Origin of the sequence: Lysinibacillus sp. NPDC059133 (genome assembly GCF_042755925.1) — a bacterium.
Lineage (GTDB): Bacteria > Bacillota > Bacilli > Bacillales_A > Planococcaceae > Lysinibacillus.
This window is the reverse complement of sequence record NZ_JBHZDH010000015.1, coordinates 25,266-34,096: the sequence shown is the minus strand read 5'-3', so window position 1 is coordinate 34,096 and position 8,831 is coordinate 25,266. Positions and strand designations below refer to the sequence as shown.

Sequence of the window (8,831 nt, the reverse complement as noted above, 5' to 3'; positions counted from 1 at the left end):
ACGTTCCCCCAAAGCCTCCGGCGCTTGTCACAGAATCGGCTTTGTGCAAGAACAAAGCCGATTCCGGACGCAATTATACCGAGGCATAATTGATCAAAAATCTATATACATAAAATAAAAACTAGGGGCGTGACGAAAAAAATGATAAACGAATTGCATGTACTAGAAAAAGAAGAAATACAAAGGGAAGATCTTGTACAGCAGCCGCAAGCCGTCGAAACATTATTCGTAAATGAGTTCATAGATGGTATTTTAGATCCACAAAGGAAAATGCTTGGACCTGTCAAAGACGGTGGAACAATCATTGCTAATACGACACCAGGATGTTGGGGCCCGATGCTCACACCCACGATTCGTGGTGGACATGAAGTAACAAAGCCTGTATTTGTAGAAGGGGCAGAGGTAGGAGACGCCATTGTTATCAAGATTAAATCACTACAGGTAACATCCGTAGCAACAGCATCTGGGCACGATGAGGTAATTGTAGATCGATTCATTGGGGATCCGTTCGTATCAGTAAAATGCCCAGGCTGTGGTAAGCTTCATCCTAATACAGTTGTCAAAGGGATAGGTCGGCAGGCTATTCGCTGTTCGACATGTGATACTGAAACATCACCATTTAACATGACGAATGGTTATACTATGGCGTTAGATCATAAGGGCAATATTGGTGTCACTGTTGGACGAGAAGGGGCTCGTCGTATTGCACTTGATGCGAAAAATTATATGCGTACACCTGAAAATTCTGTGCAAAATCCTGTAGTTGCGTTAGCGCCAAGTGATTTGATTGGTGTTATGGCAAGAATGCGACCATTTTTAGGGCAGCTTGGAACAACACCCTCAAAGGCAATGCCAGACTCCCACAATGCTGGTGATTTTGGTTCGTTTTTAATCGGTGCACCCCATGAGTATTCATTTACGCAGACTGAATTAGATACACATCGTACAGATGGACATATGGATATAAGCCGCGTTCGTGAGGGGGCAACTATTATTTGCCCAGTAAAGGTTCCAGGTGGCGGTGTGTATATTGGTGATATGCACGCAATGCAAGGGGATGGTGAAATTGCGGGACATACAACGGATGTTGCTGGTATTGTTCAGCTTCAGGTAAGTGTATTGAAAAAAGTAGCTTTGGATGGCCCTATTTTATTGCCAAATTTAGAGGATTTACCTTATACGGCTAAACCTTTTACAAAGGAAGAAAAACGTCGTGCACGTGAGCTTGCAGAGGAATTTGGCGTTAAGCAAGTGGAGGAAGCATTTCCTGTATCAATTGTCGGCTCTGGAACATCATTAAATGAAGCAACGGCTAATGCTATCAGCCGTGCTGCAAGGCTTTTTGAAATGAGCGAGCCAGAGATTATGAATCGAGCGACAATTACAGGTTCAATTGAAATTGGTCGTCATCCAGGCGTCGTAACCGCAACTCTTCAAGTACCTAAAACAGTACTGAAAAAAGCACGAATTTATAAACCAGTGAAAAAGCAATATGATTAAATGCATACGGTGAAGTCCAAAAAGAAAGCAAACTAGAACATTCCATAGTTTGCTTTTTTGTGTTAATGGGGGAAAACAACGGATTTTTGTATGGAGAAAGTCAGAGACCATTTGAAATTATGTCCAAAATTTGACGTTTCGAAATTGAATTCTATTTAGTAGTGTTATAATAGAAAGCTTAGGGTATACAAAAAATCGATACGGTTCTATAGAATTTTTAATAGAAAGTAAGGTGACTCATGGCAGATTTCGTACGTTTGCAGGACAAGAAAGAGAAATCAAACCCTTTTAAAACATACATATTCAAGATGAAAGGTGGGGGACATGCCCCTTTAAAATGTTACGCTTTCGATGCAGAGAAAAATCCCTCAAAAAATTTGACAGATTTTTTTTGTAACTATTTTGTTAGTCGTTCGTCTTCTGTTGTGAGATTGCTTTTTCTCGATTGTATTAGTGAATGATGCATAGCTTTCTTTAATTATGTATACTATGGCGCTAGCTTTGATTAGCGTTAGCAATGAGCTATTTGTGAAAATGGGCTACCAACTTATGAGTGATTGTGCGATGAGCTCATTTGCCGTTCTTCTGTTAAACCGTAAACTTAATCTTTTAACCCATCTATGAGGCAGTTGCCCTTTATAGATGGCTTTTTTTATGCTGCTGTAGCTGAAGTTGTCGATTTTGCACGAATACTTTTGTTGACTTCTTTTATGCATATTTCGATTTCTTTAGCATATGATGGATAAGATTTGTTATATTGAAGAAAGAGTGTTAAAAAATTTGGCAAGTATTTTACAGAATAGGGGAAGATCGTTGTTGGTTGAATTTGATGGGGGGCTCCAGTTGCATGCTGTTGGATTGTGATGAGCAGTTATTCATGACATATAAACAAAGTGGTGAAAAGGGTGCTGAAAAATTACTTTCAAAATGGTTAGAGGCAGAAAGTGATTCACCGGCAGACCCGAAAATTCTAGGTACTGCACTTTCACCGAAATTATTTTTAGTGAATGAGGAAACTGCGATGAATATTGCGTTTTCAACTGCGCGAAAATATTGGGGTCGTGTAACGATAGATATGCAAACTTTTTTTAACAAGTATGGTTTGGATACTGAATTTGTGAATGAACGTCTCAATGCTTTTTTTTATACGCAAAAAGGCAAGGAGACCTTTTTTGATCAGCTTTTTGCACAGCATACAATGGACTTAGAGCGATTAATCTGGCTAATTTTCGGGAAGCGAATGCAAATTACAATGCCAGTTAACGAACTACAAACTATATTTTTATATAAATTTGAAAATGAATATTTAGTGCATATGATTTATAAAGAAGATGCTCAATTTTGGCATTGGCTTTTCATGAAAAAAGTTTATTCACTGTTTATCCACAAACCATTAGAACAATTCACATTTATCCATGAAATGATGGGTCATATTGAACAATCTACAAAAAAAATCTGTGGATATGTGGATAACTTTGTGAATAATTATAGAGGGACTCTGGATAAGTGTATAACTTACGTGGATAACTATAATGCTACTTGTTTAGCAAAAAAGCAGTTACATCTTTACCAAATTGTAACGCATTATCGTCTATCTGAAGGAGATTATTCATGCGTTAAAGCTCTCATTACTTCCTTTGAAGCAGATTGGCGTTATTCGATGTATGCAATGACAGAGAAAGAAAAAGTTCTGATTGCCTACCTTCTGTTTCATATAGCGCACAAGGAGAAGAATCCTGAAACTGTTATTCACTTCGGTGAGTATTTATTAGAAGATGAACGACTTAATAATTACGCGATAGAGATTTTATTGGAATATAAGGAATTGTTGCCGAATCGTAAGCCAACGCCTCCTGCTATTATTAAAAATTATGAACTAAATTTTTTAGAAAACTTGTATGCAGTATTACTTGATCATTACGTAAAAATGGGGCGTTATCAAGAGGGGCTTCAGCTTTTAAAGGAACATGTACTAGCATCCAATAAAAAAATACATGCCGCTTTAGTACAGAAAAACTATAGTAATGAGCAATTTATTGCGATGGAAGCGTCAGTTCAGCAGGATATTGCTCTCCATGTTAATAATTCATTACAGCATATTGGCTTGTCTGTGGAAGAGTGGCGCCAACATTATCGTCAGCCAGAAGCGCCTTATTCTTTGGTGGTGCAGAGCGCATCCTTGCATATGCTCAATATTTTAAAGGTGTTATTTGTGACGGAGCAGTACGAGCTTTTTGAAAAATTAATGGAAATATATAAAAAATATTTACTCATTGACGATCATTTCGAAAAGTTACGGGTCTTTATAAGTGCATACGTTTAACTTCTTTCAGCCGATTACGGACGCAATTATGCCGAGGCATAATTGATTAGAAATACAAAAAGTGTCTAATGTGTGTGTTAAATGCAGCATTAGACACTCTTTTAATTTTGTGTGGATATTATTCTAAAACCCCTTTGTCCTTTAAGTCTGCAATTTGCTCGGCACTATAGCCAAGTGAAGACAACACTTCCTCATTATGCTCCCCAAGCTTAGCACCGACATGCTTGTACTGCGGCTTAACACCGTCAAACTTAAACGCAGATGCAATTTGTTTTTGCGTAGTACCGTCGCTTTTGGGAATATCAACAATCATGTCACGAGCCTTGAGTTGAGGATGCTCGCATGCTTCTGGAAACGTTAATACTGGTTCGACACATCCCTCGAAATTCTCGTTAAACACTTCGAGCAATTCTTCGTAAGTCTTTGATAAGAATGCGTCATGGACGGCTTCTTTAAAACGAATTTGTGTATAGTATGAATCATTAAAAGTATTATCAATGAGCTCGGGAATATCAAGCGCTTCACAAAGCAATTTGCGGAATTGAGGCTCGAGACTTCCTACCGAGAAAAATCGACCATCTTTTGTTTTGTAAAAGTCATAGTAGCTGCCACCGTTTAAAATTTCTTGCTCGGGCTGAGGCACGCGACCGCCGCCAATATAGGCAGACCCATACATAGCATTGAGCGAAAATACAGCATCGGTCATACTTATATCAATATATTGTCCTTCACCTGTTTTTTCACGATGTAAAGCAGCAGCGAGTACTCCAATTGCCGCATGCATCGTGCCCCCAGCAATATCAGCGAGCTGAATACCCATGGAGACTGGTTTTTTATCTTTATGGCGTGAATAGTCGAGCAAGCCAGCTAATGATAAATAGTTATTGTCATGTCCTGGCCGATTGCTAAATGGTCCAGTTTGCCCATAGCCTGTAATAGCACAATATATAACTTTAGGATTTACTTCTTTTAGAGCTTCGTAGCCAATGCCAAGCCGCTGCATGACACCAGGTCGAAATCCTTCGATAATTATGTCGTACTCTTTAATGAGTGACTTCACAATTTCTATAGCTTCAGGCGATTTTAAATTTAATGTTAATGACTTTTTAGAGCGATTCAAATGTTGATGAATATACGCCTCATGATCATCGTCGTAAGGAGGCATAATACGCGTTAAATCTACGCGCTTTGAGGATTCAACGTGAATAACCTCTGCGCCTAAATCAGCAAATATCATTGTCGCCATTGGCCCCGGTAGTAATGCAGAAAAATCGAGAATTTTTAACCCCTTTAAAATACCCAAATCTCCCAACCCCTTTTTGTGTAGGCTACATTGTCATCTATTCAAGATTGCATTGCAGCGCTTTTCTCATAATCCCCATTTTGTGAAAAGCATTTATTCGCGCTGTATTAATACAGAACGAATGTAAATTATCAGTATTATAACAGAAAAATTGATGGCTTGACTATGTTAAATTTTATTATAAAATAATTAGTCAAAAAATTATATGTCAGAATAACAAAAAAAGTAAAAAAATTAGAATATAGACTCCTTTTCATAACGTAGGGTTTATTTCTATCCCGAATGGGCGCTTTTCTGGGCGTTGGGGCAACGAATGTTTATTGCGCGACAGCGGCAATTGTTTTCTGTGCGAAAGCGCAGTGCAACGAAGTGGCAGCAACACGAGATTGGTCACGAAGGTGTTATCACAGGACGTGATGTTTTTAGCCTGCGCTCCTCTATTGCTAATCCCCAAGGAGTCAGTATCCACCCCAATCAACTTATATGTGGTATACGATTTAACAAATGTCATCGTCAATTTTCTGTGATGTGCTGAATAGAGATTATAAGTGAAATTATAGTAATCGGTTTATCAGAAGGTTCTGTTGTAATAAGAAGACAAAAAATCTCTATGCAATAGATTGCTGCATAGAGATTTTTGTGTATATATCGTTGATCAACTTTAACCGTTCAACTATTTAGAATAAAAGTTAACCGTATAATAGGGTGCATCGTTATCTTTAAAGCAAACACCAACAAAAATATGTGTAAACTCTTTCCTTAAAATATTTATACGATGTCCTTTTGAATTCATCAGTGCTTCATGAGCAAATATACTATTATGCTGACCTTGTGCTATATTTTCGCCATACCAATAGTGATTAACTCCACCAGCAGAGAGGCGGTCGTTGGAATGATTACCTTTATGATCTTCATGACTAAAAAATTGATGTGTGATCATATTGCTACTATGCTGCCGAGCAATAGGATTAGACCCTTTGTCATAAATGAGTGGTTGCAAACCTTCTATAACTCGCTCTTGGTTAATAAGGTCAACCATTAAATCTTCAAGCCCTGTTCGTAGTTCGTTAGATGGCTTACCATAATAGCCACGTTTACTTAATTCTGTTTTGGCATTAATCCAAATAATAGAACGAACAATATTGTTTTTGTATATATCATAGAAAAAAGTAACATAGTGACCATCAATGAAATAGGTCCCATGTGTGGTATTACCTTCACAATCATTGTAATCGAGCAAATAGCTTGTATTTTCATAGTGAAGGGCTCTAAGTGGAAGACCGTATTTTCTATTTACATCTATTCGATTAGCACCGATACGAATACCAAAAACGTTATGCCCAGTACGTGTTTCATATCCTCCAACCTCATTGGAATTATGCTTTCCTACGAGGGAAAATTGGGAGTAGTCCGTCTCTACTCGATGCCATTTCATTTTATATTCACTTTGATAGCTGGATAGTGACAAAGTTTTTTGCGTATTTGTTATTTTTGTACGAGCTGACTTATTTGGATTGAGAGAAGTATTCGTCCAAAGAGCCATACTAAAATCAACTATTATTGGAGCTACTTTACGTAACAACATATTTAAAACCTCTTCTAATAATAAATTTATAATAAAAATCTATCAAAATAATAAAAGTTCTATAGATATAAAGTTACTATATTTTTGTTCTGTTAACGATGCTAAATTTATGGAACTTTCTCTACTATATGGCTTACTGAAGGGAAGATATCTGTTAAATGTGTGCCAATAAGTTGATTGGAGTGGAGGCTGGGCGACTCCTAGGGAATTAGCTAAATCAACCCTATGTTATGATAGCGGTCCTACTATATTACTTTTGTTATAAGAGAGTCTTGAAAAGTGCTTTTTTGACAAATATTTTACTCTTGGGATAAGAAATTTTCTTAATAAGGAATTTTATTGTGCTTTAATAGAATAATAGAGGAAATTATAAACTAGGGGTAAAAGACAGAAAATGAAATCAAAACAGATAAAGTTAAAGTATTTAATCATGGGTGTTGCCATGGCTGCTTTTTTCTTAACAGGCATTGGTAGCATTTGGAGTGGTTACCGTATGAATGTTGCTTCGATTAAAGAAAATACGCTTGAAACGAATCGAGTCTATGCACAAAAATTAGCAACAACCGCTAGTTCCTATCTTGAAGAATCATTTCAGATTTTAGGATATAGCGCTGGTGTGATAAAAACGAAAATGCATGATAACAATGCATTGATTCAGGAAACTGAGCGTTTGAAAATGCAAAATGACATGTTTAACTCTGTGCTGATCACAAATGCAGAAGGTCTTGTATTATCTATTTCACCACCATCTGAAGAGGTACAAGGTGCATTGTTAACATCTGTTGGAGCGAAGGAGGCTTTAGCTAAAAAGAAGCCTCTTGTCTCAAAGCCTTATAAGGGAATCACGGGGCGTCTCCTTATTTTTATATCGTATCCTATATTTTCAGAGACAAATGAATATTTAGGAATGGTAGCTGGGTCAATTTATTTAAAAGAACGAAATGTTTTTAATGAATTACTCGGAGAGCATTATTATCATGATGGGTCGTATGTGTATGTAGTTGATTCGGATGGACGCGTTATTTATCATCAGGACCCAAGTCGCGTTAATGATATCGTTATTGATAATAAAGTTGTCCAAGCAGTAGTTTCTGGAAAAAACGGGGCTCTTCAAGTAGTGAATACTAAGGGAGTAGAAATGCTTGCTGGTTTTAGTACCGTACCTTTAACGAGTTGGGGAGTAGTTGCTCAAAGACCGTTAGATGTAGCATTAGCTCCTTCGTTTGATAGAGTACAGGAAGTTGCTATAAAATCCATTCCGCTTATGCTAATTTCAGTTTTAATTGTCCTTTGGGCTGCAGCACGTATTGCAAATCCCTTACAACAATTAGCTACTTTAACAGAGGAGAGCATGGAATCGAAAAATGTAGAAGGCTTGAACTCTGTACGTAGTTGGTATTTTGAAGCGCATTATCTTAAAAGTGCTCTCATTCGGAGTTTAACATTTTTACAGGGACAGGTGTCCTTTTTTAAAGATCAATCTACAACAGATCCGTTAACAGGTGTAACCAATCGTCGCACAATGGATGCGATGCTAGCGGAGTGGTTTGAAAACAAGTTGCCACATGCCCTCATTCTGCTTGATTTAGATCATTTTAAAAGTGTTAATGATACGTATGGTCATGCAGTAGGTGATAAGGTTTTACAATTTTTGGCTCAAAATATGAAAGCTGTTGCTCGTGAGGGAGATGTTTGCTGTCGCTACGGTGGGGAGGAATTTGTGATGTTATTGCCAACTACTACAGCTGAGGAAGCGGCACAGGTGGCGGAGCAACTAAGCGATATTTTGGCGCATACTATAAGTCCTTGTGGTCGTCCAGTTACATTATCTGCAGGTGTTGCTGTATATCCGCAAATGGCTGACACGACAGAAGAGTTAATTGAGGCAGCAGATGGTGCGCTCTATCTTGCAAAACAAGCAGGGCGAAATCAAGTCATAGTAGCAGAGCAAGAAAAAAAATAAAAAAATTTTTTGAAATAAGCATACATTTCTAATTTTTGGGGTACATGATTAATGCAACGATCATTTGGGCAAACTACTTTTAAGTCATTCCCCATATGACTTATCAAACATGTTCAAATGATACGTAAATTCGGGACACATCTCTCGATCGACTTGA

The 8,831-nt window shown here is 37.7% G+C and carries 5 protein-coding genes; 3 read left to right on the top strand and 2 right to left on the bottom strand.

Features of this window, described 5'->3' with window-relative positions:
• Window positions 1-141: 141 nt before the first annotated feature.
• Both ACFXN8_RS10405 and ACFXN8_RS10400 read left to right on the top strand, forming a co-directional pair.
• Window positions 142-1,500: an acetamidase/formamidase family protein gene (locus tag ACFXN8_RS10405; protein ID WP_386844857.1), complete on the top strand. Its 1,359-nt coding sequence runs from the start codon at window positions 142-144 to the stop codon at window positions 1,498-1,500.
• Between the two features lie 847 nt (window positions 1,501-2,347).
• A complete protein-coding gene (locus ACFXN8_RS10400; protein ID WP_376074365.1) occupies window positions 2,348-3,823 on the top strand; it encodes a hypothetical protein in 1,476 nt (491 codons plus the stop codon).
• Window positions 3,824-3,941: 118 nt separating this feature from the next.
• Here the strand turns inward: ACFXN8_RS10400 and ACFXN8_RS10395 are convergent, their stop codons facing one another.
• Entirely contained in the window at window positions 3,942-5,126 is a 1,185-nt protein-coding gene (locus tag ACFXN8_RS10395; protein ID WP_376074364.1) for a CaiB/BaiF CoA transferase family protein, read from the bottom strand.
• A 673-nt stretch (window positions 5,127-5,799) separates the two neighbouring features.
• On the bottom strand, window positions 5,800-6,711 hold the full coding sequence (locus tag ACFXN8_RS10390; protein WP_386844854.1) for a CAP domain-containing protein: 912 nt from the start codon (window positions 6,709-6,711) through the stop codon (window positions 5,800-5,802).
• Window positions 6,712-7,105: 394 nt separating this feature from the next.
• Between ACFXN8_RS10390 and ACFXN8_RS10385 the strand changes: the two genes are divergently transcribed.
• Entirely contained in the window at window positions 7,106-8,674 is a 1,569-nt protein-coding gene (locus tag ACFXN8_RS10385) for a sensor domain-containing diguanylate cyclase (protein ID WP_386844852.1), read from the top strand.
• The last annotated feature ends 157 nt before the right edge of the window (window positions 8,675-8,831 follow it).